The sequence below is a fragment of the Streptomyces sp. NPDC050564 genome (genome assembly GCF_044457265.1).
Taxonomy (GTDB): Bacteria; Actinomycetota; Actinomycetes; order Streptomycetales; family Streptomycetaceae; genus Streptomyces.
This window is the reverse complement of record NZ_JBITGS010000031.1, coordinates 29,553-54,640: the sequence shown is the minus strand read 5'-3', so window position 1 is coordinate 54,640 and position 25,088 is coordinate 29,553. Positions and strand designations below refer to the sequence as shown.

Below are 25,088 nucleotides of genomic sequence, written 5' to 3'. Positions count from 1 at the left end.
CGTCGAGCCGAGTGCAGCCACGGACGTACGGGATCAGGAGGAGCGGTGGAGTACAACCTTGCCGACCTGTTCGAGTCGGTCGTCGACGTCGTCCCGGGGCGCGAGGCGCTCGTGTACATCGACCATCCCGGCACGGGTGCGGAGCGCCGGCTGACGTACGCCCAGCTGGACGCGGCCGCGAACCGCGTCGCGCACCACCTGATCGACAGCGGCATACGCCCCGGCGAACACCTCGGACTCCACCTGTACAACGGCGTCGAGTACCTGCAGACCGTCCTGGGCTGCCTGAAGGCTCGGATCGTGCCGGTCAACGTGAACTACCGCTATGTGGAAGAGGAGTTGGTCTACCTTTACCGGGACGCGGACCTGGTGGCCCTGGTCTTCGACGCGGAGTTCACGGACCGGGTGGCGGCGGCGCTGCCGCACGCTCCGGCGCTGCGGCATGTCGTACGGGTGGGCTCCCCCGCACCCGGTGCGGCCTCGTTGGACGCGGAGGAATTCATGGACGCCGCGGCCGCCGCATCCCCCGAGCGGGGATTCCCGCCGCGCTCGGCGGACGACCAGTTCATCATCTACACCGGTGGCACGACGGGGATGCCGAAGGGCGTGATGTGGCGGCAGGAGGACCTGTTCTTCTCCGGCCTCGGCGGCGGCGCTCCCACCGGCGAGCCGGTCAAGAGGCCGCAGGAGCTCGCCGAACGCGTCGCGTCCGGCGGGGAGGGGATCACCTTCTTCCCCACTCCCCCGCTGATGCACGGCACCTCGACGCTCACCGCTTTCATCGGCTTCAACTTCGGCCAACGCATCGTGATCCACCGCAAGTTCGTACCCGAGGAAGTCCTGCGGACGATCGAGAAGGAGAAGGTCACGAGCGTGTCGCTGGTCGGCGACGCGATGCTGCGGCCCTTGATCGACGCGCTGAACGGGCCCATGAAGGGCACCGACTGCTCCTCGATGTTCAGCGTGTCGTCCTCCGGCGCGATCATGTCGGACACGGTGCGCGAGCAGTTCCAGGCACTGGTCCCGAACGTGATGCTGCTGAACAACTTCGGCTCGTCGGAGTCGGGCTTCAACGGCACCGCGACGGCCGACTCGGGCCCGGCGCGCGGCTTCCGGGTACGCGTCAACTCCCGTACGCAGGTGGTGGATCCTGTCACGTACGAGCCGGTCGCCGTCGGCGAGCCCGGCCGCATCGCCCAACGCGGCCATGTACCCCTCGGCTACTACAACGACCCCAAGAAGACCGCCGAGACCTTCTTCCAGAAGGGCGACGAGCGCTGGGTGCTCCTCGGCGACATGGCCACGGTCGACGAGGAGGGCATCGTCACCGTCCTCGGCCGCGGCTCCCAGTGCATCAACACCGGCGGTGAGAAGGTCTATCCGGAAGAGGTCGAGCAGGCCCTCAAGTCGCATCCGGACGTGTACGACGCCTTGGTCGCCGGGGTGCCCGACGAGACGTGGGGCAACCACGTCGCCGCGGTCGTCCAGCTCCGCGAGGGCGCGGGCCACCCGTCCCTGGAGGACATCCAGAGCCACTGCCGCACCCACCTCGCGGGCTACAAGATCCCCCGCCAACTCGTCATCACGGACACCATCCAGCGCTCGCCGAGCGGGAAGGCGGACTATCGGTGGGCTCGGACGGTGGCGGCGGAGGCGTCTCACTGAACACCTCGTGAGCTTCCGGTGGTTGGCCGGACGAAGGTCGCATCGAGTGCTGCCGCCGTGAGGAAGCCGGCAGCGGCCACCACCACCGACCGATACAGTCCCGCCACCAGGTGGGTCGCGATCAGCGTGCCGAATGTCCCGGCGGCCGTCGACGACCCGTCGCGGGCCCGGATGTTCTTGGCCCTCGCGGGTGGCGGGGCGCTGCCCGCGAGCGCGCTTGTGGCCGGGGCGAAGTCGCCCGGTCCACGGCCAGCGGCCTTCTCAACAGACTGTGTGAGGCCCGCCTGGTGACCGTCGAACTCGACCGCCGCCACCGCTACCACCGCCTCGCAACCCCCGATGTCGACCGCGCCCTCGAACAACTCGCCCTGATCGCCCGCACATTGCCTGCGCGTTCGCTGAATGCGGACGGCGGGCGAGGGCGCTGCTGCGGGCCCGGCTCTGCTACGACCGCCTGGCGGGGCGACTCGGCGTCGCCCTGATGAACGTCCTGCTGGAGCGCGGAATCCTCGTTCCGGACGACGCCGCCGCGCTTCAGCCGGGGCCCTGACCGTACGAGAGAGCGGGCAGCGACGCACCCGCTGTCGGCGCGAGCCTGCCGGAGTCAGCGCCAGTCAGGAGCGCCCGCGGCAGGCGGCAGGAGTGTTTCGATCTTGGTCTGGATCTCCCGCATGACAGAGACGATGCGGCCCTCGTGGTCCCGGGTGAGCCGGTGCACCGGCACCGAGCAGCTGATGGCGTCGGTGGCCGGGCTGTCGTAGCGCAGGGCGAAGCCGAAGCCCGCGATGCCGGGCACGGTCTCCTCGCGGTCGATGGAGTAGCCGCGCTCGCGCACCCCAGCGAGGTCGGCGATCAGGGTGGTGCGGTCCGTGTGGGTGTTCTCGGTGAGGGCGGACAGCGGATCGGGAGGCAGCGGGAGGTCGTCGTCGGGGCGCTCGGCGAGGAGGGCCTTGCCGAGGGCGCCGGCGTGGGCCGGGATCCGGCGGCCGACGCGACTGATGGTGCGCGCATACTCATGGGACTCACGGGTCGCGAGGTAGACGACGTTCGGACCGTCGAGCCGTGCCATGTGGATGGTCTCGCCAAGCGCGTTCGAGGCCTCGTCGAGGTACGGGCGGACGATCCCCACGTACCGGTCGCTGTCGAGATAGCTGGTGCCCGTGAGCAGCGCGCGGATCCCGATGCCGTAGAGGGAACCGGTGGTGTCGGTGCGCACCCAGCCGCAGTCGACGAGGGTCCGCAGCAGCTGGTACATGCTGCTGCGCGGCACGCCCAGCTCCTCGGCGAGTTCGTCGAGGCGCGAGGGCCGGTCGCCGCGGTCGGCGAGCAGTTCCAGCAGCGCGACGGTGCGGGCCGCCGACTTCACTTCACGGACCCCTGGGCTCTCCGGCATGGGCCCCATCGTAAATCCGCGCCGTCGCACCCATTGACCTCGCAGGGTTCACGAACCTAGCCTCCATTCTCATACGTAGACGCCATCTGCATATAGGGATGAGATTGATGACAGGGTTCAGCGCGGAGGTCGAGGGCGTGGTCCAGCGGCTGCGGGACGGCATGGCGGGTGGGGTGCTGTCCTTCCCACTCACGAGCTTCCGGGAAGACGGCGCACTCGACCTGGAGTCCTACCGGGCCTACCTGACCGCCCAGTTGGCCACCGCGCCGGGCGCGGTGTTCCCCGCCTGTGGCACCGGCGAGTTCAGCGCGCTGGACGAGGACGAGTACCGCGCGGTCGTCGAGGCCACGGTCGAGATCGCCGGCGGGCGGCTGCCCGTGGTCGCCGGTATCGGCTACGGCTGGGCGCAGGCGGTGCGGTTCGCCCGGATCGCCGAGGAGGCGGGCGCGGACGCCGCGTTGGTGCTGCCCCACTATCTGGTCGAGGCCCCGCAGGACGGCCTGGTCGAGCAACTGCGCCGGATCGCCGCCGGCACCCGGCTGCCGCTGATCGCCTACCAGCGCGGCCCCGTCGCCTTCACCCCCGACGGCCTGCGTCGGATCGCGGACATCCCCACGGTCGTCGGCCTCAAGGACGGGCACAGCGACCTCGACCGGCTCCAGCGCCTCACGCTCGCCGCCCCCGACGGTTTCCTCTTCTTCAACGGCGCCGCCACCGCCGAGATCCAGGCCCGCGCGTACGCCACCATCGGCGTCCCCGCCTACTCGTCGGCCGTCCACGCCTTCGCGCCCGAGATCGCCGACGCCTTCTTCGCCGCGCTGCACAACGACGACGAAGCGACCACGACCAAGCTCCTGCGCGACTTCTACGTCCCGCTGGTCGAGCTGCGCGACCGGGTGCCGGGCTACGCCGTCTCCCTGGTCAAGGCCGCCGCCCGGCTGCGCGGCCTGCCCGTCGGTCCGGTACGCGCTCCGCTCACCGACCCCGGCCCGGCCGACCTCGCCGACCTGGAGACGGTCCTCGACAACGGTCTGAACCTGGTCGGCGCCGTACGACGCCTCGGCTGACGAAGGCCGTACGACCCCGCGCGCCAGGCGAGGACCGCCCCACACCGCGCATGACCACGGCCCTACGACACCGCGCCTGGCGAAAGCTGTACGCCCCCCACCTCACCACGCGCGACCACCTCGCAGGTGACCCCACACGGCCCGGACGGGACCCGGGCCGCCCCTCACGTGTACTCCGGCTGCCCGCTCCACAGTTCAAAGGGGAACTGCCATGCCTCTCCTCGTAGTCGGGATCAGCGTTCTGATTCTGCTGCTCCTCATGACCAAGCTGAGACTGAACGGCTTCGCCGCCCTCCTCCTCGTGGCGGTCGGCGTCGGCGTCGTCCGCGGGATCCCGCTGGAGAAGATCCCGGACGTCCTCTCGGAGGGCATCGGCGGCCAGGTCGGCGACACGATGCTCACCATCGGGCTCGGCGCCATGGTCGGCCGTGTCATGGGCGACTCCGGCGCCGCGCAGCGCATAGCCGGGAAGCTCCTGGACGCCTTCGGCCCCCGCTGGGTCCAGGTGGCCATGGTGGTCACGTCCATGCTCATCGGCGTCACCATGTTCTACGAGGTCGCCTTCATCATCATCGTGCCCATCGCGTTCACGCTGGTCCGGGTCACCGGGGCGAGGCTGCTCTGGGTCGGGCTGCCGATGTCGATCGCCCTGTCCACCATGCACAGCTTCCTGCCGCCGCACCCCGGCCCCACCGCCGTGGCCTCGACCTTCCACGCGTCCATCGGACTGACCCTGTTCTACGGCCTGTTCATCGCCGTACCGGTCGGTGCGCTCATCGCGCTCGTGTGGCCGCGCCTGCCGTTCATCAAAGCGATGAACCCGGCCATCCCCAAGGGGCTGGTCAGCGAGCGCGAGTTCACGGACGAGGAGATGCCCGGCCTGGGCTGGTCGCTGGGCGTGGCCCTCTTTCCCGTCGTCCTGATTGCCGGGGCCGCGGTGACCGATCTGGCCACCTCCGCCGAGAACCCGTCCCTGCACTTCGTCGCCTTCATCGGCTCGGCACCGATCGCGCTGCTGCTGACCCTGCTCCTGGCGATCTGGGCGTTCGGACCGCGGATCGGCCGGAGCCTCGACGAGGTCAGCGCCTCGTGCACCTCGGCGGCCCAGGCGATGGCGATGATCCTCCTGGTGATCGGCGCTGGAGGCGCGTTCAAGAACGTCCTCGTCGAAGGCGGGATATCCGACTACATCAAGGACGCCACCGACAGCTGGTCCATCTCGCCGATCATCCTGGCCTGGCTCATCGCGGTCATCCTCCGCATCGCGCTCGGCTCGGCGACCGTCGCCGTCGTCACGGCCTCCGGCGTGGTGCTGCCGCTGTTGGCGGGCAGCGGGGTCCATCCCGAGATGATGGTGCTCGCCGTCTCCTGCGGCTCCATCGCCTTCTCGCACGTCAACGATCCCGGATTCTGGCTGTTCAAGGAGTACTTCAACCTGTCGGTCATCGACGCGATCAAGGTCCGCACCAGCTATACGACGGTGCTCGCGATCCTCGGCCTGGGCGGCGTCCTGGCTGTCGAGTGGGCCCTCGACGTCCTCAGCCTCTGATCACCGCGCCCGCGTCACCCCTGTACACAAGGACTTCGATGAGCATGAACACGAGCATGAGTACGAGCAGGAACAAGCAGCCGACCGTCACCGACTTCTCCGTCTTTCCCGTCGCCGGCCGGGACTGCATGGAGCTGAACCTCTCGGGCGCGCACGGCCCCTACTTCACCCGCAACATCGTCGTCCTCAAGGACTCCGAGGGCCGTACCGGTCTCGGCGAAGTCCCCGGCGGGGAGAAGATCACCCGGACACTGCGGGACGCCGAGTCCCTCGTCGTCGGCGCGAAGCTGGGCGACTACAAGCGCGTCCTGCGCGAGATCGGGAACCGCTTCGCCGACCGTGACGCCGGTGGACGCGGTGCGCAGACCTTCGACCTGCGGACCACCGTCCACGCGGTCACCGCCGTCGAATCGGCGCTCCTCGACCTGCTGGGGCAGCACCTCGACGTGCCGGTCGCGACGCTCCTCGGCGACGGTCAACAGCGGTCCACCGTAAGGGTGTTGGGCTACCTCTTCTACGTCGGCGACCCCGACCGCACCGACCTCGAGTACGTCCGTGAACCCGACGCGGACGTGGACTGGTACCGCATCCGGCACGAGGAGGCCCTGTCGCCCGAGGCGATCGTGCGGCAGGCCGAGGCGGCCTACGACCTCTACGGCTTCCGGGACTTCAAGCTCAAGGGCGGTGTCCTGCAGGGCGCCGAGGAAGTGAAGGCCGTCCGCGCGCTCAAGGACCGCTTCCCCGAGGCCCGGATCACCCTCGACCCCAACGGCGCCTGGTCGCTGCGCGAGGCCATCGAGCTGTGTACGCCCCTGGTCGGCACACTCGCCTACGCGGAGGACCCCTGCGGAGCCGAGGGCGGCTACTCCGGGCGCGAGATCCTGGCCGAGTTCCGGCGCGCCACGGGACTGCCGACCGCGACCAACATGATCGCCACCGACTGGCGGCAGCTGACCCACGCCCTGGCCCTGCAGTCGGTCTCCATCCCGTTGGCCGACCCGCACTTCTGGACGATGCAGGGCTCGGTGCGCGTGGCCCAGCTCTGCAACGCCATGGGCCTGACCTGGGGCTGCCACTCGAACAACCACTTCGACATCTCGCTCGCCATGGTCACGCACTGCGGAGCGGCAGCCCCGGGCGAGTACAACGCCCTGGACACGCACTGGATCTGGCAGGAGGGCCTGGAGCGGCTCACCACTGCCCCGCCGCGCATCGTCGACGGCGAGATCGCTGTCCCCGACGCCCCCGGCCTGGGAATCCAGCTCGACATGGACCGCCTCCTCGCGGCGCACGAGCTCTACCGCGAGAAGGCCCTGGGCGCCCGGGACGACGCGCTCGGGATGCGGTACCTCGTCCCGGGCTGGGAGTTCGACGCCAAGCGCCCCTGCCTGGTGCGCTAGTGCTGTGACCGCACAGGCCCGCAGGATTGGCACGGGGATCGGCTCCCCCCTCGGCGCGGCGATCGGCTCCCCGCTGCTCGCGGCCTGCCGACGTGCGCGGATAATGCCCGCCATGACGTCAGAGACAGATCGGTCCAGGTGGTGGTTTGCGCTGCGCGGCGGTGCGGCCTTCTTCCTGGGCGGAGGCCTTGGGACTTTCGCGTACAGGATGTTCTCCAACCGGTCAGCCATTGCGCTGCCGTGGGGCTGGTTGCTGTTCGGAGCGGTCGTGACAGCGTCCCTGAGCGGACTGGTTGCCGGGCGGCGTCGGGGCTGAGCCGGCCACCTGTTGGGCTGTGCGGTCAGGCTGCGGTCTTGGGGGGCGTCCGCCTCAGCGGACGCCCCCTCTCTCTCTACGGATGCCGGCCCGTTCCTTGCGCTCGGCGGCCACGACGTCGCGATGGCGGGCGCCGGCGGTGCGCCGGCACAGGCAGGCGTGCAGGGCGTGGGTCTGCACGAAGGGGGGCGCAACCGCCCGGCCCCGCCCTGGAAAGCGCCTCGGGGCCTGGCACCGGTCGGGGGCCTCCCGAGCTACCCGCGTCGCCCGGCTTCCTCGGCCAGCCGCTCCAGCCGGTCGCGATGGTTCTCCCACCACGCCGAGTCCCCGGGCGCCATGTTGTCGCCGCCCTTCCGCAGTCCCGCGACACCGTCGATGAGTTCCCGGACGATGTCGGCGTGCCCCGCGTACCGATCGGTCTCGGCGATCATATGGACGAGGCTTCGGTGGAGCGTCACCTCCATCCGCTCCCCCCATGCCACACGCCCGACCGCGTCGAGCGGCAGCGAGTCGATCGTCACGTCCGAGTGGGCGCACGCCCGGCGATACAGCGCGACGATCTCCTCACTCGTCTCGTCGGCCGTCGCCCACAGGTCCGAGTTCGGCTCGGCATCGCCCGCGATCCAGAGCGGCGGCCCGCCGAACGGCCGCCCGTAGGTCGCGCCGAAGTACATCGCCTCGGCACCGGCCGCGTGCTTGACCAGCCCCAGCAGATTGGTACCGGTCGGGGTCATGGGGCGGCGAAGGTCGTATTCGGTCAGCCCCTCCAGCTTCCACAGCAGGGCATCGCGCGCATCCTGCAGGTAGAGGTGGAGGTCCGCCTTGGGATCTGATCCGGTCATCGCGCCAGTCTGCCGCTCACCCGATCTTTGTCCACCAAGTTTGCCGGCGACCTCTTGCACTGAGCCATGACACCTGAATTACTGATCCCGAACAGCGCGACCGAATGATCGGTCGCCCGTAATGGTGCGGTTGGTGAGGGAGAAGTCCCTATGACGGAATCCACGGACCCCAAGGACCTGCTCGACGCCGGAGAGCGGCTCGACGCGGACGGACTGCGGGAACTCCAGTTGGAGCGGCTGCGGGCGTCGCTGCGGCATGCGTACGAGAACGTGCCGTTCTACCGGGAGTCGTTCGACAAGGCGGGGGTGCGCCCGGACGACTGCCGTGCGCTCGCCGACCTGGCGCGATTCCCGTTCACGGTCAAGGCCGACCTGCGCGAGAACTACCCGTACGGAATGTTCGCCGTACCCCAGGACCGGATCCGGCGCATCCACGCATCGAGTGGTACGACCGGCCGCCCCACGGTCGTCGGCTACACGGAGAACGACCTTTCCATGTGGGCCGACATGGTGGCCCGCTCGATCCGTGCGGCGGGCGGGCGCACGGGTGACAAGGTCCATGTGGCGTACGGCTACGGGCTGTTCACCGGCGGGCTCGGCGCACATTACGGCGCCGAACGGCTCGGCTGTACGGTGATCCCCGCCTCCGGAGGCATGACGGCCCGTCAGGTCCAGCTGATCCAGGATCTGAAGCCCGAGATCATCATGGTGACCCCCTCGTACATGCTGACGCTGCTCGACGAGTTCGAGCGGCAGGGCGTCGACCCGCGCGGCACTTCCCTGCGCGTGGGGATATTCGGGGCCGAGCCCTGGACCGAGGAGATGCGGCGAGAGATCGAGGAGCGGTTCGCGATCGACGCGGTGGACATCTACGGCCTGTCCGAGGTGATCGGCCCGGGTGTCGCCCAGGAGTGCGTGGAGACGAAGGACGGGCTGCACATCTGGGAGGACCACTTCTATCCGGAGATCGTCGACCCGATCACCGGCGAGGTGCTGCCGGACGGCGAGGAGGGCGAGCTGGTCTTCACCTCCCTCACCAAGGAGGCGATGCCCGTCATCCGATACCGGACACGGGACCTGACGCGCCTGCTGCCCGGCACGGCACGCGTCTTCCGCCGGATGGAGAAGATCACCGGCCGCAGCGACGACATGGTGATCCTGCGGGGGGTCAATCTCTTCCCGACGCAGATCGAGGAGATCGTGCTGCGCACACCGGGAGTCGCGCCGCACTTCCAACTGCGTCTGACCCGTGAGGGCCGCCTCGACGCACTCACCGTGCGGGCCGAAGCGCGGCCCGGCGCCACTCCCGAGCTCCGCGAGGCGGCCGCACAGGCCATCACGGCGGCCGTGAAGGACGGCATCGGCGTCTCCGTCACGGTCGAGATCGTCGAACCGGAGTCGCTCGAACGGTCGGTGGGGAAGATCAAGCGGATCGTGGATCTGCGTCCGCGTTGAGGTCGGCAGGGCGGCCTCGGTGAAGGGCCCGGTCGACACACTGCTCGCCAGGTACGGCCCGAAGGTGCCGGACTTCGCCACCTGCGTCTGCCACGCCGGCAGCGCGAAGATGCTCGACGCGATGGCCCTCGGACCGGGTCTCGAAGGGCCGGCGCTGCATCATGCGCGCAACGTGCCGGCCCACTGCGGCAACATGGCCTCCGTCACCGTGCTGCACGCCTGCGTGACACCGGGCCGACCCTTTTGAGCCGGGAAATTGGGGTGTCGTGCTCGCGGTGGGCCCCGGACTCGCTTACGCGACCGTGCTGTTCAGATATCCGCAGTAGAGCCCGAAGAGGAGTGGGAAGAGGGGTCCGGAGACCTGTCCGAGAACCGGTCCCGCAGCTCCCGCTTGAGGATCTTCCCGCTCGCATTGCGCGGCAGTTCGTCCACGAACAGGACCCGCTTGGGCGCCTTGAAGTGGGCGAGCTTCTCGCGGGCGTGGGCGATGAGTTCGTCCTCGGTGACCTCGCCGCGGGGGACGACGACGGCGGTGACGGCCTCGATCCAGCGCTCGTCGGGGAGGCCGATCACGGCCACTTCGGCGACCTGGTCGTGTGTGTAGAAGGCGTCCTCGACCTGGCGTGAAGCGACCAGTACGCCACCGGAGTTGATGACGTCCTTCACCCGGTCGACGACGGTGAAGTACCCGTCGGCGTCCCGCACGGCGAGGTCCCCGGAGTGGAACCAGCCGTCGCGGAAGGCCTCGGCCGTCTCCTCGGGCTTGTCCCAGTAGCCCTCGCACAACTGCGGTGAGCGGTAGACGACTTCACCGGGTGTGCCGTCCGGCACGTCCTTGCCGTTCTCGTCGACCACTCGAGCGTCCACGAAGAGGACCGGGCGGCCGCAGGAGTCCATCCGCCCCTTGTGCTCGTCGGGTCCGAGGACCGTGGCCAGGGGGCCGATCTCGCTCTGGCCGAAGCAGTTGTAGAAGGCCAGCTTCGGCAGCCTTTCGCGGAGCCGCTCCAGGACGGGCACCGGCATGATCGACGCGCCGTAGTACGCCTTGCGCAGCCCGCTCAGGTCGCGGGTCGCGAAGTCGGGACGGTTCGACAGGCCGATCCACACGGTGGGCGGGGCGAAGAGGCTGTCGGCGCGGTCGGCCTCGATCAGGTCGAAGAGCTGGTCGGCATCGGGCGAGTCGAGGATGACGTTCGACGCGCCGACCGCGAGATACGGGAGCAGGAACACGTGCATCTGTGCCGAGTGGTACAGCGGCAGCGAGTGCACGGGCCGGTCTCCCGCGCTCAGGTCGAGGGCGGTGATCGCGCTCAGGTACTCGTGCACCAGGGCGCGGTGCGTCATCATCGCGCCCTTGGGCAGGGCGGTCGTGCCCGACGTGTAGAGCAACTGCACCAGTGTGTCGCCGCGCGGCTCGGCGCCGTCGTACGGAGGGGCCGTGTCCAGCCGGGCGAGCAGCGAGTCGTCGGCGTCGTGCAGCGGCAACGTACGTACGCCGTCCGGGAGTTGACCGGCCAGTCCGGGGTCGGTCAGAACCAACGCGCTCCCGGACTGGTCGACGATGTACGCGAGGTCGTCGCCGGTCAGGTTCTGGTTGACCGGCACGTGCACCAGTCCCGCGCGGGCGCAGGCGAGGAAGCCGATCAGGTACGCGTCCGAGTTGTGGCCGTAGGCGCCGACCCGGTCGCCGGGGGCGAGCCCCTGGTCCAGGAGCACGCTCGCGGCACGGGAGACGGCCTCGTCGAGTTCCGCGTAGGTCCACGAGCGCTCGCGGTAGTCGACCGCGACGCGCGCCGGGGTGCGCCGGGCGCTGCGCCGCAGCACCCCGTCAACCGTGCTCCCGTGTCCAGGCGTCATGACACATGATCCTCGGTCCGCGGCGCGGGGAGGTCAAGCAGGACGCAGGAACCAGGTCATGGAGGACGCCGGGACGGCGTGGGGACGACATCGAGGAGGACACCGGGACGACGTGGAGCAGCAGTTCGCGAACCGGGTGCCCGCGGGTGATCTCATCGCGGACGACACGGCTCGTGCGTGTGCCGCACTCCGGGCGGCACCGCAACGGGCAGTGATGGCAAGGCCGTTGACGTGACCGAGGCATGCGGTGTGCTGGGGGCATGGGACCACAGCATGAACGCCGACAGCCGGGGCGCGCTGCTCTTCGACCGGTCGGGTGGGACGGCAGCCGCCGTCCGGTGGCGCGCACCCTCCTGACGTACTCCCAGTCGTCGAACCCGAACTCGCCGCACTACAGCGACCAGACGCGGCTGTTCTCGGGCGAGCGGTGGGTGACGTCACGGTTCTGCGAGAAGGACATCATGTCCTCTCCGGGGCTGCGGGTGATCCACGTCAGCGACCACCGCTGACCGCAGGAGGCGCGGTGTACGGGCGCCGCGCCCCCACATTTCACAGCGTCATGTGGCCCAGCTTGTCGGGGCTGAGAACCGCGTAGATGCCGTCGATTCGCCTCTCGTGGCGTGTTCTGTGCCGGAGAGGGGGAACTTGTCGCGCCCGGTGGCTCCCGGGGGCGTTTCGGCATCGGAACAGGCGAGTCCGTCTCAATGGTGCAGGGCATGAATGACCTCCACCACAGAAGTGGGCCGGTGTCACACCGCCCGTGTGCGGCCCTCCCAGTACGGATCCCGCAGCCGCCGCTTGTACAGCTTCCCGTTCGGATCGCGCGGCATGACCTCGATGAAGTCGAGGCTCTTGGGGCGCTTGTACCCGGCGAGCCGTCGCTCGCAGTGGTCCAGGATGGCGGCGGCGAGTGCCGGGCCCGGTTCATGGCCGGGGGCGGGCTCGACGACGGCCTTGACCTCCTCGCCCCAGTCGTCGTGCGGGATACCGAAGGCGGCGGCGTCGGCGACGGCGGGGTGGGTGAGCAGCGCGGCCTCGATCTCGGCCGGGTAGATGTTGACCCCGCCCGAGATGATCATGTCGATCTTGCGGTCACGAAGGAAGAGATAGCCGTCCTCGTCGAGGTAGCCGAGGTCTCCGACGGTGAAGAAGGCGCCGATGCGGTTCTTGTTCGTCTTGGCCTCGTCCTTGTGGTAGGAGAATCCGCCGGTGCTCATCTTCATGTAGACGGTGCCGAGTTCACCCGGCGGCAGCCGGTTGCCGTCGTCGTCGAAGACGGCGAGTTCGCTGATGGGCCACGCCTTGCCGACCGTGCCGGGCTTCTTCAGCCAGTCCCCGGCGGTCGCGAAGGCGCCACCGCCCTCACTTGCCGCGTAGTACTCCTCCACACTGTGGCCCCACCACTCGATCATGGCTCGTTTCACATGGTCCGGGCACGGGGCGGCGCCGTGGATGGCATGCCGCATGGACGACACGTCGTAGCGTGCCCTCACCTCGTCGGGAAGCGCCAGCAGACGGTGGAACTGGGTTGGGACCATATGGGTGTGCGTGCACTTGTGGACGTCGATGACACGAAGCATCTCCTCGGGCGTCCACTTGTCCATCAGCACCAGACGATGGCCGATGTGCAGGGACGCGCCCGCGAATTGCAGCACGGCGGTGTGGTAGAGCGGCGAGCAGACCAGGTGCACATTGTCGTCGTAGGGCTTGATGCCGAAGATACCCAGGAAGCCACCGAGGTACGACTCCTCGGGGAGCTTGCCGGGCAGCGGGCGCCGGATGCCGCGGGGGCGCCCCGTGGTACCCGAGGTGTAGTTCATGACCCAGCCGAGGGTCCGGTCCGCGGGCGCCGACTCGGGCTGCCCGTCGAGGAGTTCGGCGTACGGTCGGAAGCCCTCGACCGATCCGACCGCGTAGCGATGCGTGGCCGGGAGCTTCGCCTCGTCGGCGGCGTGCCGGGCGGCGTCCGCGAACCGCTCGTGGGCGACGAGGACCTTCGCACCCGAGTCGGAGACGATCCAGGCGATCTCGGGGCCGACGAGGTGGTGGTTGACGGGGACGAGGTAGAGGCCCGCCTGCGAGGCGGCGAGGTAGGCGACGAAGAACTCGACGCCATTGGGCAGGACGACCGCGAAGGCGTCGCCTCGTTCGAGGCCCGCGGCGCGCAGTCCGTGGACGAGTTGGTTGGCCGCGGCGTGCAGCCGGCCCGCAGTCCACTCCTCTCCTCCGGGTGTGATGAGCGCGATGCGCCCGGGCTCGGCGGCGGCCTGGGCCCAAAAACCGTTCGGCGGTGTGCTCACGACCGGGCGCTCCTTCCCGCGATGCGGATGATGCGATCGACGGCCCGTTCGAAGCCCCGCGTCAGATCGTCGAAGACGGACTGGACACTGCGTTCGCTGTTCATCCGGCCGACGATCTGCCCGACGGGAGTACCGAGCAGTGGCTCCGCCTCGTACTTCTGGATGCGCGAGAGCGCCTCGGCCACGAGCAGGCCCTGGAGCGGCATGGGGAGCGTGCCGGGTCCGTTCGGGTCGTCCCACGCGTCGGTCCACTCGGTGCGCAGCTGGCGCGCCGGCTTGCCCGTCAGGGCGCGGGAGCGGACGGTGTCGCCGGATCCCGCAGCGAGCAGCTTCCGCGTCACGGCACGTGAGTGCATCTCGGCCTCGGTGACGGTCAGCCATAGGGAGCCCAGCCACACACCTTGGGCGCCGAGACTGAGCGCGGCGGCCACCTGCTGTCCGCTGCCGATGCCCCCTGCCGCCAGTACGGGCAACGGGTCGACGGCGTCCACGACTTCGGGGGTGAGCACCATCGAGGCGATCTCCCCGGTGTGCCCGCCCGCCTCGTAGCCCTGGGCGACGACGATGTCGATGCCGGCCTCGGCGTGCTTGCGCGCGTGCCGGGCGCTGCCCGCGAGCGCGGCGACCAGTACGCCCTTGTCGTGGGCGCGGTCCACCACGTCGACGGGCGGTGAGCCCAGCGCGTTGGCGAGCAGTTTGATCGGATAGTCGAAGGCGACGTCGAGCTGGGTCCGGGCGACCTGCTCCATCCATCCCGTGATCCGCCATCCGGACGCCTCTCCCTCGGCGAGTTCGGGCACGCCGTATTTCGCGAGGGTGTCCTTGACGTATTGCCGGTGCCCCTCCGGGATCATCGCCTCGACATCGGCTTCCGTGACGCCTTCGACCTTCTTGGCGGGCATCACGACATCCAGCCCGTAGGGCCTGCCGTCGACGTTCGCCTCGATCCAGTCGAGGTCGCGCTTGAGGTCTTCGGGTGCGGTGTAGCGGACCGCGCCGAGCACACCGAATCCGCCCGCGCGGCTGATGGCCGCGGCGACAGCGGGAAACGGCGTGAAGCCGAAGATGGCGTGCTCGACTCCCAGTTTCTTGCTCAGCTCCGTCTGCATGGCCGCAGGATGCCGCAGTCCTCCGGACGAGGGAAGGGGTTTTCTGATGCTCCGTCAGATTGCTTCAAGCCACCGGGGGAGTCTTGACACACCAGCGCCTGACAGGAAAGTTTCACTCCGCAAGGCGAACCGGGAAAGATACTTTCAGGCGGCGCGGCGGGAGGCTCCTCGATGACCGAAGGTGCGAAGGACAGAGCGGACGGCGGGCTGACCCGTCGTCAATGGGGCCGAAGGGTACTGGCCGTGGGCGGAGCCCTGGCCATCGCGCCCTTCCCGGCAGGCCCGGCGGAGGCGTCGGACGCGGCCGGCTGCCCGACGCTGCGCCACGGTACGCCCGAGCGAGCGGGCCTGCTGCCGGAGCACCTGCGCCAACTGGTCGCCGACGCCGAGGCGTTCCTCGGTCCCTCCCCCAAGCACCCCTGGTACGCGGGCGCCGTGCTCCTCGCCGGACGCGGCGGTACCGTGGCCCTGCATCAGCCGATCGGCATGGCGGTGCGCTACTCGGCGTACGACGAGAAGACGGACACCGGCATCGAGTTCCCGGCCGACCAGCAGATCGCGGCCGCCGAGGACACCGTCTACGACCTCGCCTCCGTCTCGAAGCTGTTCACCTCGATCCTCGCCGTGCAGCAGATGGAGCGCGGCGCCCTGGAGCTGGAGGCCACGGTCGCCTCGTACCTCCCGGAGTTCGCCGGCGGCGGCAAACAGGACATCACGATCCGTCAACTCCTCACCCACACCTCGGGGTTCCGCGCCTGGATCCCGCTCTACACCGCGCCGACCCGGGAGGGAAAGCTCCAGCTCATCTGGGACGAGGCACCGCTCAACCCGCCCGGCACCAAGTACCTCTACTCGGATCTGAATCTGATCTCGCTCCAGCTGGTCCTGGAGAAGATCACCGGCCGCAGCCTCGACACACTCCTCCACGACGAGATCACCGCGCCGCTCGGCATGCGCCGCACCTGCTACAACCCGCCCGCCTCTTGGAAGCCGAAGATCGCCGCCACCGAGGACGCCCGGCTGCCCTGGTCGGGGCTGAACCGCGGACTCGTGTGGGGCGAGGTGCACGACGAGAACGCGTACTCCCTGGGCGGGGTGGCGGGCCACGCGGGCGTCTTCTCCTGCGCGTGGGATCTCGCGATCCTCGGCCGTACGCTGCTGAACGGCGGCGCGTACGGCAAAGCGCGCATCCTGAAACCGGAGACGGTGGACCTGATGTTCACCGACTTCAACACCTCCTTCCCCGGCGACGAGCACGGCCTCGGCTTCGAGCTCTACCAGCACTGGTACATGGGCGCGATGGCCACGCCGCGCACCGCGGGCCACACCGGCTTCACCGGCACCTCGCTCGTCCTCGACCCGACGACCGACTCCTTCCTGATCGTCCTCGGCAACTCCGTCCATCCGGTGCGCGGTTGGCGATCCGGCTCCGCTCCCCGGGTCGCCACCGCGAACAATCTGGCGCGGGCCGTACCGGTGCGTCCCGCGCGCGGCCGTACGTCCTGGTTCTCCTCAATGGCGAGCGCGGCGACGGCGACACTGACGCTGCCCGCGCTCGACACCACGGCGGGCCCCGCGCGCATGCACTGCGCTCTGTGGTGGGACACCGAACCCCAGTCGGACCTCCTCTTCCTGGAAGCCTCGACCGATGACGCGACGACCTGGCAACCGGTCCCCTTCACAACGGTGCTGCCGGGCGAGGACCGGGAGGAACACCCGGCCGGTACGGCCACCGGCTGGTCGGGGCGGGAATGGCACCGGCTCACTGCGGATCTGCCCCGGGCGCCGCGGCTCGCGCTGCGCTGGCGGTACACGACCGATCGGCTGTACGTCGGCCGTGGCGTGTACGTCGACGGGCTGCGGGTCGAGGCCGGGGACCGGGTCGCCTTCGACGAGGCACGGCCCGCCGACGCGGCGCGGATCGAGTCGGTGGGCTGGGCGGCGTCCCGGGACTGAAGGCGCGAAGGGGGGTCGCCGCCGTCCGGCCCTCCCGCGAGGGCGAGTTCGCGGACGTGCGCCTGCGTCCTCTGACCGATTCCAGGGTCGTCGGTGGCGGCGTCGCCCTCGTCACCTTCGAGCGGCCGCACCGCGAGGTCGAAGGCCGCTAGTGCCGCGTCAGCCACGGTTCGCCCCGGGCAAACCTTGGCTGACGCGGCACTAGGCCTTGTCCTCCAGTACGGCCATCGCCGCGTTGTGGCCGGGCACCCCGCTCACCCCGCCGCCTCGTACCGCTCCCGCCCCGCACAGCAGCACGTTCGCGTGCCGGGTCTCGACGCCCCAGCGGCCCGTCCCCTCCTGCGCGTACGGGAAGGCGAGGTCGCGGTGGAAGATGTTGCCGCCGGGCAACCGCAGGTCGCGCTCCAGGTCGAGCGGGGTCTTCGCCTCGATGCACGGGCGGCCGTCCGCATCGGTCGCGAGGCAGTCGGCGAGCGGTTCGGCCAGATGGGCGTCCAGCTGCGCCAGGGTCGACTTCAGCAGCTCTTCCCGTACGGCGTCGTTGTCGCGCTCGAACAGCCGGGCGGGTGTGTGCAGGCCGAAGAGGGTGAGGGTCTGGTAGCCCTGCTCGACCAGGTCCTGGCCCAGGATGCTCGGGTCGGTGAGCGAGTGGCAGTAGATCTCGGAAGGCGGCGCGGTGGGCAGCTCCCCGGACGCGGCCTGGGCGTGGGCTTGCGCCAACTGTTCGTAGCCCTCGGCGATGTGGAAGGTCCCGGAGAACGCCTCGCGCGGGTCGACGGAGGTGTCGCGCAGCCTCGGCAGCCGCTTGAGCAGCATGTTCACCTTGAGCTGCGCGCCCTCGGCGGGGGTGGGCGGCTCGTCGCCGGTGAGGTGCGCGAGCTCCTGCGGCGAGGCGTTGACGAGGACGTGCCGGGCCGCGACGACGCCTTCCCCGTCCGCGGTCCGGTAGGTGACCTCGGCGGCCTCGCCGTCCGTCTCGATCCGCAGCACCTCGTGGCCGGTGGCGATGACGGCGCCCGCGCTGCGCGCCGCCGCGGCGATCGCGTCGGTGAGAGCGCCCATGCCGCCGACCGGCACGTCCCAGGCGCCGGTGCCGCCACCGATCACGTGGTAGAGGAAGCAGCGGTTCTGCCGCAGCGAGGAGTCGTGGGCGTCGGCGAAGGTCCCGATGAGGGCGTCCGTCAGGACGACCCCGCGTACGAGATCATCGGCGAAGTACTCCTCGACGGCGGTGCCGACCGGCTCCTCGAAGAGCATCCGCCAGGCGTCCTCGTCATCGACGCGGCCGCGCAGCTCGTCGCGCGTCGGGAGCGGCTCGATGAGCGTCGGGAACACCCGCTGGGCGACACGGCCGGTCATCCCGTAGAAGCGCTGCCAGGCTTCGTACTCGCGGTCCGAGCCGGTCAGCCGGGAGAACGCCTCACGGGTGCGCCGCTCGCCGCCGCCGACGAGCAGTCCGGTGGGCCGGCCGTCGCGCTCGACGGGCGTGTACGACGAGACGGTGCGCCCACGGACCCGGAAGTCGAGGCTCAGATCCCGGACGATCTTCCGGGGCAGCAGGCTCACCAGGTACGAGTAGCGCGACAGGCGCGCGTTGACCCCGGCGAACGGCCGGGTGGACACGGCGGCGCCCCCGGTGGTCCCCAGTCGCTCCAACACCAGTACGGACCGGCCGGCCCGGGCCAGGTAGGCGGCGGCGACCAGTCCGTTGTGGCCCCCGCCGACGATCACGGCGTCGTATCCCTCGTGTGCAGGCATGGTTCTTCGTAGCACGTGATGATCTACGTCGGCCAGGGGTGCGCGGCAGGCGGCGGGCGGCCGTATGGGGCGCGTCCGCGCCTACCGGCCGGGGTCGGCGAATTCCAGCCCGTCCGGCGTTTGCGGACGAGGCCGTGCGGGCCGACGGGGGCCTGGGGGCGAAGCCTCCAGATGCGGAACGGGCGGGGCGGAGCGCGCGAAACCCCATCCCCCGCTCAATGTCCCCCGGCCGCCCGCTGCTGCCGCAACGCCGCCACCCGCCGATACAGCTCGACAGCCTCCTGGCCACGACCCAGCTGCTCCAGGCAGTGGGCCTCGTCGTTCCGGCTGGCGAGGGCGTCGGGATGATCGGCGCCGAGGACCCGCTCGCGGGCGGTGGCGACGCGGCGGTACTCGATGAGCGCGTCGGCCCAGCGGCCGAGCCAGCCGAGGCCGACGGCGATCTCGCGGCGGCTGACGAGGGTGTCCGGGTGGTCGGCGCCGAGGACGCGCTCGCGGATGGCGCAGACGTCGCGGGACTCGGCGAGGGCCTCTTCCCAGCGGCCCATGCGGCCGAGGTTCACCCCGAGGCCGTGCCGGGCGCGCAGCGTTTCGGGGTGCGCGGGGCCGTGCACCCGGGTGCGGTCGTCGATCAGGTCGCGGTACAGCTCCAGCGCCTGCGCGCTGCGGCCGAGCCGGCCGAGGCTGATGCCGACCTCGTAGCGGGCGGCGAGCGTGTCCGGGTGGTCCGGGCCCAGCGCCTGCGCACGGGCCTCGGCAACCTCCTGATAGGTGTGCAGGGCCTCGGGCCAGCGCCCCAACTGGCCGAGCGCGTAGGCGACTTCGTACCGGGTGACGAGCGTGTCGGGGTGGGCCGGGCCGAGCACCCGGGCGCGGGCGGCGGCGACCTCGCTCGCCATCCGGTACGAGTCCTCCAGACGCCCGAGCCTGCTCAGGTTGAAAGCGAGGTTGTGGCGGCAGCGCAGGGTGTCGGGATGGTCGGGTCCCATCGCGCGCTCCCGGGCACCGAGCACGGACGTATAGGTCTGATGCGCCTCGAAGTGACGGCCCAACTGGCCCAGTACGTACGCCATTTCCTGTCTGGCGGCCAGCGTGTCGGGATGATCGGCGCCGAGCACCCGCTCCCTGCCCCGGGCGACATGGGCGTACTCGCGCAGCGCCTCGGCGGGCCGTCCGGTGCGGCTGAGCGTGAAGCCGACCTCGTAGCGGCTGGCGAGGGTGTCCGGGTGGTCGGGCCCGAGGGCGTGTTCCCGTTCGGCGGCGACCGCGCGGTGCACCTCGCCCGCCTCGGTCCAGCGACCGAGCCGCCCCAGGCTCAGACCGGCGTTGTGCCGCCCCGCCAACGTGGTGATCAACTCCGGTGAGGGGGTGGGCCGTTCGCTTCGCACGGACTCGCGTGCGAGGGCCGTGGAAGGGCGGGCGATCCACTCTCCGGTGAGGCCCGCGGCCGCGTCCGGCGGCGTGGTGCGCAGGCCGGCGCCGGTCGCCTTGTGGCCGGTGGTCATACCCCGAGTCCAGGACGGAAGCCGGGGTTCGCGGGACGGCGGCTGTTCGGGGCGGGACTGCGCCGAGGGCGCCAAGGGACCCTGCTCCGCGGCGGGGCGCCGCAGGGCCGGGGTCACGACGGTTGGCACGTACACCGGGGTGGTGCGGCCCGCACTGATACGGCGGCCGAGTTCACGTGCGTCCTGCGGGCGCTGTTCGGGCCGTTTGGCGAGCAGGTCCAGGATGATCTTCTCGACGTACTCGGGGAGTTCGGCCCGGTGGCTGCGGGGCGGTGCGGGCGGCGTGTCGCGGTGGCCGACGAGGACGGCCCAGGCGTCGTCGAGGTCGAACGGCGGGGCCCCGGTGGCGATTTCGTAGAGCACACATCCGAAGGAGTACAGGTCGCTGCGCTGGTCGACATGGGCGCCGCTGATCTGCTCCGGCGACATGTAGTGCGGGGTGCCCATCGCGATTCCGGTGCCGGTCAGCCGTGCCGTGAAGCCGATGTCGTGGCCGAGCCGGGCGATCCCGAAGTCGCAGATCTTCACCGTGCCGTCGGCGAGTCGCATGATGTTCGCGGGCTTCAGGTCCCGGTGCACAATGCCCTGTTGATGGGTGTACGCGAGCGCGGCGGCGACCTGGTCGCCGATCTCGACGACATCGGCGACCGGCAACGGATGCTGTTTGTTGTCCTCCAGGAGCTGACTCAGATTGCGGCCTTCCAGCAGCTCCATCACCAGATACAGCACGCCGTCGGCCTCGCCGAAGTCGTGCACGACGGTCACCCCGCGGTGCTGGAGGGCGGCGGCCACCCGGGCCTCGCGCCGAAACCTCTCCCGCAGAACACGGGTGAAGGACTGATCGTGGTGCGGGCCGAGCGGCTTGAGGCACTTGACCGCCACCTGCCGGCCCAGCGACTCGTCGCGCGCCCGCCACACCTCGCCCATGCCGCCACGCCCGATCAGATCGAGCAGTCGGTACCGGCTCTGGATCAGCCTGGTCTCCGCCATCTCGTGCGATCGCCCCCGTCGCTGCTCAGCCCCGCGCCCTCCCCCGGCCCGTCCAGTATGGCGACCTATCTGCCGACTTTGTATGGCGCAGGGCGCGAGCCGGGGCCGAGCCGTGACATGGCGCGCACAATGTGTTTGGGCGGGAGTTGCCAGCGCAGACGTGCGGGAATACAGCGCAGCAAGGTGCCCGTGACACGCAGGCGCCGTGTCACCGCGGCGGTCGGCGGGGCCGCCCTGCCGTACAACGCGTGGGCGTACGGCGGCAGAGAGGCGTACGCCAGATGCGCCACGCGCCGCCACAGCAGTGCGCGCGCCGGGAGGAGCAACGGGTGGGTCGGCGGACGCATCAGGAAGTCGTCCACCTCGCGCGCCTCGGGCCCCGCCGCCAGTTCCGGCAGCACCTTCTCGAAGTAGGCCGCCAACTCCGCCTGATTCGCCGGTGCGTCGGCCGGGTCAAGGCCCACCAGCCGGGCGCTGACGCGGTGTTCACCAATGTAGCGGTCGGCCTGCGCGTCCGTGAGACGGAACCCTGACCGGCGCAGCACGTGCAGATAGGAGTCGATCTCCGCGCAGTGCACCCACAGCAGCAGCTCGGGTTCGTCGATCCGGTACCGCTCCCCGGTGTCCGGGTCGGTGGCCTCGAGCATCGTATGGATCTTCCGTACCCGCGCGCCCGCCTTCTCGGCGGCTTCGCCGGTGCCGTACGTCGTCGTCCCGACGAAGTTCGCGGTCCGCATCAACCGGCCCCAGGCATCACGCCGGAAGTCCGAGTTCTGTATGACCCCGCGCACCGTGCGCGGATGCAGGGCCTGGAGATAGAGCGCACGGATCCCGGCGACCCACATCATCGGGTCGCCGTGCATCTGCCAGGTCACCGAGGAGGGCCCGAAGAGCCCCGGGTCACCCGCCGGAAAGGCCTCCACACCAGCAGGCTAATGCCGGACCCGCGGCATCCCCAGACCGATCCACGAGATGATTTCGCGCTGGATCTCGTTGTTTCCGCCGCCGAATGTGAAGATCACCGCCGATCGGTAGCCGCGTTCCAGTTCGCCGTGCAGGACCGCGCCGGCGGACCCCTCCTTGAGAACACCGGGTGCGGCGGCAATCTCCATGAGCCAGGCGTAGGCGTCGCGGCGCGCCTCGGAGCCGTACACCTTGACGGCGGAGGCGTCCTGCGGGGTGAGGGTGCCTTCCTGGACGGCGTTCACCATCTGCCAGTTGAGGAGCTTCATGGCGTCGAGCCTGGTGTGGATCTGGGCCAGGCGGCGGCGCACCCACGGGAGGTCGACGACGCGACGGCCGTCGGCGAGCTTGGTCTCCATGGCCCAGCGCTGGACGTCGTGCAGGGCGCGGATCGCCATGGTGCCGTGGGCGGCGAGTGTGACGCGTTCATGGTTGAGCTGGTTGGTGATCAGCCGCCAGCCCTTGTTCTCCTCGCCGACCCGGCGCGCGACGGGGACGCGGATGTTCTCGTAGTAGCTCGCGGTGGTGTCGTGCGAGGCGAGGGTGTTGATGATCGTGCACGAGTAGCCGGGGTCGGAGGTCGGCACCAGCAGCATGGTGATGCCCTTGTGGGGCGGGGCGTCCGGGTCGGTGCGCACGGCGAGCCACACCCAGTCGGCGGTGTCGCCGTTCGTCGTCCAGATCTTCTGCCCGTTCACGACGTACTCGTCGCCGTCCCGTACCGCCTTGGTCTTGAGCGCGGCCAGGTCCGTGCCCGCGTCGGGCTCGCTGTAGCCGATCGCGAAGTCGATCTCGCCGGAGAGGATCTTCGGCAGGAAGTACGCCTTCTGCTCCTCCGTGCCGAACTGCATGATCGTGGGACCGACGGTGTTCAGCGCCATCAGCGGCAGCGGCACCCCCGCCTGGGCCGCCTCGTCGAAGAAGATGAACTGCTCCATGGGGCTCAGCCCGCGCCCGCCGTACTCCTTGGGCCAGCCCACGCCGAGCCAGCCGTCGCTGCCGAGGCGGCGGATGGTCTCGCGGTAGAAGCGCTTCTGCGCGGCCGGGTCCGCGTAGCGGGCGTAGGCGTTGTCCGGCACCAACCGGGCGAAGTAGCCGCGTAGTTCGGTGCGCAACCGCTGCTGCTCCGGCGTGTATTCGAGATGCACGGCGCCTCCTGGCTCCCCAAGGCCGACCTGACGGCGCACACCGTAGAACGCGTTTCAGAAATTGGGAATGGCGATGCGCGTTCCACGACCGGGACCGGACTTCCCCACGCACTCTCCTCAGCGCAGGGTGGCGAGGAAATCCGTGCACGCCTGGGCGCATTCGTGGCAGGCCTTCGCTCCGTCCTCCGCGCCGACGTACCCGTCGAAGGCCTGCGCGCACTCCAGGCAGACGGTGCGGCACCACTCCACCTGAGCGCGGATGCCGTTCTCGTCCTGGTGGATCTGTTCGGACAGTACGAGGCAGGTCGCGTCGCACACCTCCGCGCACATGACGCCCTTGCGGCGCAGGAGTTCCTGTTCCCGCGGCCCGTCCGGATCCATCACGCTCGCGCGCAGCGCGCACGCCCGCGCGCACTCGGTGCAGGCCTGGGCGCAGGCGAAGCGGTCCTCCAGGAACCGGATGGACTCCCGCTCGGATTGCTGGTGTCGCTGGGATTGCTCGGATGTCGTCGATGTCACAACGCGCGGGTAGCCGGGGAGAATCGCGTCAAACCCGGAGCGCCACAGGGGCGTTGCCTACGCGCCCGACGCCTCCGCCACCTCTCGCGAGATCCGCTCGAACTGCGCCCCCATCGCCTCGGAGAGCGCCTTGGCGGCCGTCAGCGGACGGACCATGACCATGAAGTCGTCGATCCTGCCGTCCTCGTCGAAGTGCAGGAAGTCGCAGCCGTTGATCTCCTTGTCGCCCACCTTCGCCTCGAAGAGCAGCGCGTGGTCCCTGCCGTCGGTACCGGCGATCTCGCGGACGTACCGGAAGTCGGTGAAGACGCGGGAGACACCGCGCAGGATGGCCGCGGTGATCGCCTTGCCCGGGTAGGGCTTGAAGGCGACGGGGCTGGTGAACACGACGTCGTCGGCCAGCATCTCCTCGATCGCGCCGAAGTCTCCCGCCTCCACGGCCTTGCGGAAGGAATGCATTACGCTCACCTCTTATACTCAACTAATTGATTAGGTGCGGATCAGATTAGTCGCGGGGGTGTGTGCCGTCTAGCCTTGAGGCATGGCATTGCGCAACGCGGTCCTGGCCGCGCTTCTGGAGGGCGAGGCGTCGGGGTACGACCTGGCCAAGGGGTTCGACGCGTCGGTGGCCAACTTCTGGATGGCGACTCCGCAGCAGTTGTATCGCGAGCTGGACCGGATGGAGTCCGAGGGGCTCATCGAGGCCCGGCTCGTCCAACAGGAACGCCGGCCGAACAAGCGGGTGTTCTCCCTGACGGAGGCGGGTCACGACACCCTGCGCGCGTTCACCGCGGAGCCGTCGAAACCCGCGGCCATCCGCGATGAGTTGATGGTCAAGGTCTACGCCGTCGACGAGGGGGATGAGGAGGCCGTACGGGCGGCGATCACCGAGCGACTGGAGTGGGCTCGCGGCAAGCTGGCCCACTACGACCGGATCCGCGCCCGGCTCCTCGACGGACACACCGAGGACGAGTACCTGGCCGGCGCCGAGCGCGTCGGCCCGTACCTCACGCTGATGGGGGGCCGTGCCTACGAGCGGGAGAACATCCGTTGGGCCGAGCAGGCCCTGCGGATCCTGGAGCAGCGCGCCTCCGTACCGCGATAGTTCCGCCCCTCCGGGCTCCTCGAGTGTCGCCCCCCAACCCGGAGAGAGCCATTGGAAGTCCTATACCTGCAAACGGCTTCCCTATTGGTCACCTATGCCCGACCCGCATACCGTCGAGGACATCGCCGCCCTGACGATCTGAGCGCGAAACGTCAGGGCGTTCGACGGCCCACGCCGGTTCACGAAGGCGT

At 70.0% G+C, this 25,088-nt stretch carries 21 protein-coding genes and 1 pseudogene; 9 read left to right on the top strand and 13 right to left on the bottom strand.

From position 1 onward, the window contains the following. The first annotated feature begins 45 nt into the window (after window positions 1-45). Window positions 46-1,665: an acyl-CoA synthetase gene (locus tag ACIBK0_RS37800; protein WP_399090141.1), complete on the top strand. Its 1,620-nt coding sequence runs from the start codon at window positions 46-48 to the stop codon at window positions 1,663-1,665. On the opposite strand, the gene ACIBK0_RS37795 is transcribed toward ACIBK0_RS37800, so the two are convergent. After that, window positions 1,659-2,027 carry a hypothetical protein gene (locus ACIBK0_RS37795; protein ID WP_399090138.1) on the bottom strand — a complete coding sequence of 123 codons (369 nt, stop codon included), beginning with the start codon at window positions 2,025-2,027 and terminating at the stop codon, window positions 1,659-1,661. The two genes, ACIBK0_RS37800 and ACIBK0_RS37795, sit on opposite strands and share 7 nt — an antisense overlap. A 242-nt stretch (window positions 2,028-2,269) precedes the next feature. Next, complete coding sequence (locus tag ACIBK0_RS37790; protein WP_399090135.1) at window positions 2,270-3,058, bottom strand: IclR family transcriptional regulator; 789 nt, start codon at window positions 3,056-3,058, stop codon at window positions 2,270-2,272. Window positions 3,059-3,165: 107 nt separating this feature from the next. Here ACIBK0_RS37790 and ACIBK0_RS37785 point away from each other — a divergent pair, with 107 nt between their 5' ends. The 3 genes from ACIBK0_RS37785 (at window position 3,166) to ACIBK0_RS37775 (ending at window position 7,074) form a co-directional block, all read left to right on the top strand. Further along, window positions 3,166-4,125, top strand: coding sequence for a 5-dehydro-4-deoxyglucarate dehydratase (locus ACIBK0_RS37785; RefSeq protein ID WP_399090132.1), 960 nt, complete (start codon window positions 3,166-3,168; stop codon window positions 4,123-4,125). A gap of 211 nt (window positions 4,126-4,336) precedes the next feature. After that, window positions 4,337-5,674 carry a gluconate:H+ symporter gene (locus ACIBK0_RS37780; protein ID WP_399090129.1) on the top strand — a complete coding sequence of 446 codons (1,338 nt, stop codon included), beginning with the start codon at window positions 4,337-4,339 and terminating at the stop codon, window positions 5,672-5,674. Window positions 5,675-5,730: 56 nt separating this feature from the next. Then, window positions 5,731-7,074, top strand: coding sequence for an enolase C-terminal domain-like protein (locus tag ACIBK0_RS37775; protein ID WP_399090126.1), 1,344 nt, complete (start codon window positions 5,731-5,733; stop codon window positions 7,072-7,074). A gap of 370 nt (window positions 7,075-7,444) precedes the next feature. On the opposite strand, the gene ACIBK0_RS37770 is transcribed toward ACIBK0_RS37775, so the two are convergent. Then, the gene (locus ACIBK0_RS37770; RefSeq protein ID WP_399090123.1) at window positions 7,445-7,570 is read right to left on the bottom strand and encodes a hypothetical protein; all 126 of its coding nucleotides are present in this window, start codon (window positions 7,568-7,570) and stop codon (window positions 7,445-7,447) included. A 74-nt stretch (window positions 7,571-7,644) separates the two neighbouring features. Continuing rightward, window positions 7,645-8,232 carry a DinB family protein gene (locus tag ACIBK0_RS37765; RefSeq protein WP_399090120.1) on the bottom strand — a complete coding sequence of 196 codons (588 nt, stop codon included), beginning with the start codon at window positions 8,230-8,232 and terminating at the stop codon, window positions 7,645-7,647. Window positions 8,233-8,382: 150 nt separating this feature from the next. On the opposite strand from ACIBK0_RS37765, the gene paaK reads away from it, so the two are divergent. Then, complete coding sequence (gene paaK / locus ACIBK0_RS37760; RefSeq protein WP_399090117.1) at window positions 8,383-9,687, top strand: phenylacetate--CoA ligase PaaK; 1,305 nt, start codon at window positions 8,383-8,385, stop codon at window positions 9,685-9,687. A gap of 19 nt (window positions 9,688-9,706) precedes the next feature. Beyond that, window positions 9,707-9,934, top strand: a complete 228-nt coding sequence (locus ACIBK0_RS37755; RefSeq protein ID WP_399090114.1) for a hypothetical protein — start codon at window positions 9,707-9,709, stop codon at window positions 9,932-9,934. 62 nt (window positions 9,935-9,996) lie between these two features. Here ACIBK0_RS37755 and ACIBK0_RS37750 read toward each other — a convergent pair whose 3' ends face one another. Then, on the bottom strand, window positions 9,997-11,544 hold the full coding sequence (locus ACIBK0_RS37750) for an acyl-CoA synthetase (protein WP_399090111.1): 1,548 nt from the start codon (window positions 11,542-11,544) through the stop codon (window positions 9,997-9,999). A gap of 43 nt (window positions 11,545-11,587) precedes the next feature. On the opposite strand from ACIBK0_RS37750, the pseudogene ACIBK0_RS37745 reads away from it, so the two are divergent. Then, window positions 11,588-12,053, top strand: a pseudogene (locus ACIBK0_RS37745) (penicillin acylase family protein); the annotation flags it as partial. Window positions 12,054-12,293: 240 nt separating this feature from the next. Here ACIBK0_RS37745 and ACIBK0_RS37740 read toward each other — a convergent pair. Together ACIBK0_RS37740 and ACIBK0_RS37735 are read right to left on the bottom strand one after the other, a co-directional pair. Further along, window positions 12,294-13,844 carry an acyl-CoA synthetase gene (locus ACIBK0_RS37740; RefSeq protein WP_399090108.1) on the bottom strand — a complete coding sequence of 517 codons (1,551 nt, stop codon included), beginning with the start codon at window positions 13,842-13,844 and terminating at the stop codon, window positions 12,294-12,296. Beyond that, on the bottom strand, window positions 13,841-14,953 hold the full coding sequence (locus tag ACIBK0_RS37735; RefSeq protein ID WP_399090105.1) for an NAD(P)H-dependent flavin oxidoreductase: 1,113 nt from the start codon (window positions 14,951-14,953) through the stop codon (window positions 13,841-13,843). The genes ACIBK0_RS37740 and ACIBK0_RS37735 overlap by 4 nt, the downstream gene beginning before the upstream one ends. 171 nt (window positions 14,954-15,124) lie before the next feature. Between ACIBK0_RS37735 and ACIBK0_RS37730 the strand changes: the two genes are divergently transcribed. After that, window positions 15,125-16,909, top strand: a complete 1,785-nt coding sequence (locus tag ACIBK0_RS37730; protein ID WP_399090102.1) for a serine hydrolase — start codon at window positions 15,125-15,127, stop codon at window positions 16,907-16,909. A 201-nt stretch (window positions 16,910-17,110) separates the two neighbouring features. Here ACIBK0_RS37730 and ACIBK0_RS37725 read toward each other — a convergent pair whose 3' ends face one another. The 6 genes from ACIBK0_RS37725 to ACIBK0_RS37700 all read right to left on the bottom strand — a co-directional run bounded on the left by ACIBK0_RS37725 (window position 17,111) and on the right by ACIBK0_RS37700 (window position 24,251). Further along, window positions 17,111-18,667: a phytoene desaturase family protein gene (locus ACIBK0_RS37725; protein ID WP_399090099.1), complete on the bottom strand. Its 1,557-nt coding sequence runs from the start codon at window positions 18,665-18,667 to the stop codon at window positions 17,111-17,113. 215 nt (window positions 18,668-18,882) lie between these two features. Beyond that, a complete protein-coding gene (locus ACIBK0_RS37720) occupies window positions 18,883-21,162 on the bottom strand; it encodes a tetratricopeptide repeat protein (protein WP_399090096.1) in 2,280 nt (759 codons plus the stop codon). A 65-nt stretch (window positions 21,163-21,227) separates the two neighbouring features. After that, window positions 21,228-22,025, bottom strand: a complete 798-nt coding sequence (locus ACIBK0_RS37715) for an oxygenase MpaB family protein (protein WP_399090311.1) — start codon at window positions 22,023-22,025, stop codon at window positions 21,228-21,230. A 69-nt stretch (window positions 22,026-22,094) separates the two neighbouring features. Beyond that, complete coding sequence (locus tag ACIBK0_RS37710) at window positions 22,095-23,273, bottom strand: acyl-CoA dehydrogenase family protein (RefSeq protein WP_399090093.1); 1,179 nt, start codon at window positions 23,271-23,273, stop codon at window positions 22,095-22,097. Between the two features lie 117 nt (window positions 23,274-23,390). Beyond that, the gene (locus ACIBK0_RS37705; protein ID WP_399090090.1) at window positions 23,391-23,792 is read right to left on the bottom strand and encodes a ferredoxin; all 402 of its coding nucleotides are present in this window, start codon (window positions 23,790-23,792) and stop codon (window positions 23,391-23,393) included. Between the two features lie 57 nt (window positions 23,793-23,849). Further along, window positions 23,850-24,251: a nuclear transport factor 2 family protein gene (locus ACIBK0_RS37700; RefSeq protein ID WP_399090308.1), complete on the bottom strand. Its 402-nt coding sequence runs from the start codon at window positions 24,249-24,251 to the stop codon at window positions 23,850-23,852. A gap of 82 nt (window positions 24,252-24,333) precedes the next feature. Here ACIBK0_RS37700 and ACIBK0_RS37695 point away from each other — a divergent pair, with 82 nt between their 5' ends. Then, complete coding sequence (locus tag ACIBK0_RS37695) at window positions 24,334-24,897, top strand: PadR family transcriptional regulator (protein ID WP_399090087.1); 564 nt, start codon at window positions 24,334-24,336, stop codon at window positions 24,895-24,897. Window positions 24,898-25,088 lie beyond the last annotated feature (191 nt).

Coding starts and splice junctions, on each gene's coding strand:
- ACIBK0_RS37750 (WP_399090111.1), bottom strand. CDS start 11,544: ATGACGCCTGGACACGGGAGCACGGTTGACGGGGTGCTGCGGCGCAGC.
- ACIBK0_RS37780 (WP_399090129.1), top strand. CDS start 4,337: ATGCCTCTCCTCGTAGTCGGGATCAGCGTTCTGATTCTGCTGCTCCTC.
- ACIBK0_RS37790 (WP_399090135.1), bottom strand. CDS start 3,058: ATGCCGGAGAGCCCAGGGGTCCGTGAAGTGAAGTCGGCGGCCCGCACC.
- ACIBK0_RS37730 (WP_399090102.1), top strand. CDS start 15,125: ATGACCGAAGGTGCGAAGGACAGAGCGGACGGCGGGCTGACCCGTCGT.
- ACIBK0_RS37695 (WP_399090087.1), top strand. CDS start 24,334: ATGGCATTGCGCAACGCGGTCCTGGCCGCGCTTCTGGAGGGCGAGGCG.
- ACIBK0_RS37775 (WP_399090126.1), top strand. CDS start 5,731: ATGAGTACGAGCAGGAACAAGCAGCCGACCGTCACCGACTTCTCCGTC.
- paaK (WP_399090117.1), top strand. CDS start 8,383: ATGACGGAATCCACGGACCCCAAGGACCTGCTCGACGCCGGAGAGCGG.
- ACIBK0_RS37715 (WP_399090311.1), bottom strand. CDS start 22,025: ATGCACGGCGACCCGATGATGTGGGTCGCCGGGATCCGTGCGCTCTAT.
- ACIBK0_RS37765 (WP_399090120.1), bottom strand. CDS start 8,232: ATGACCGGATCAGATCCCAAGGCGGACCTCCACCTCTACCTGCAGGAT.
- ACIBK0_RS37785 (WP_399090132.1), top strand. CDS start 3,166: ATGACAGGGTTCAGCGCGGAGGTCGAGGGCGTGGTCCAGCGGCTGCGG.
- ACIBK0_RS37735 (WP_399090105.1), bottom strand. CDS start 14,953: ATGCAGACGGAGCTGAGCAAGAAACTGGGAGTCGAGCACGCCATCTTC.
- ACIBK0_RS37725 (WP_399090099.1), bottom strand. CDS start 18,667: ATGCCTGCACACGAGGGATACGACGCCGTGATCGTCGGCGGGGGCCAC.
- ACIBK0_RS37700 (WP_399090308.1), bottom strand. CDS start 24,251: ATGCATTCCTTCCGCAAGGCCGTGGAGGCGGGAGACTTCGGCGCGATC.
- ACIBK0_RS37720 (WP_399090096.1), bottom strand. CDS start 21,162: ATGGCGGAGACCAGGCTGATCCAGAGCCGGTACCGACTGCTCGATCTG.